Below are 276 nucleotides of genomic sequence, written 5' to 3' on the forward strand. Positions count from 1 at the left end.
TCAATCGCAGAGCGTTCAAAACGACTGACACTGAGCTGAGGGCCATGGCTGCACCTGCAAACATAGGATTGAGCAGAGGTCCACCAAATACATGTAATAGCCCCATGGCAATTGGAATACCGATCACATTGTAAGCAAAGGCCCAGAAGAGATTTTGCTTGATGGTCCTCATGGTTGCCTGGCTGAGTTTGACAGCCTTGACCACATCCAAAATATCACTATGCATGAGGACAATGTCGGCAGACTCAATGGCAATATCAGTCCCTGAACCAATGG

At 47.8% G+C, this 276-nt stretch carries 1 pseudogene; it reads right to left on the reverse strand.

From position 1 onward, the window contains the following. Positions 1 to 276: pseudogene (locus tag C1G53_RS12495) on the reverse strand (heavy metal translocating P-type ATPase); the annotation flags it as partial.

The sequence above is a fragment of the Streptococcus suis genome, from assembly GCF_002960445.1.
Lineage (GTDB): Bacteria > Bacillota > Bacilli > Lactobacillales > Streptococcaceae > Streptococcus > Streptococcus hyiners.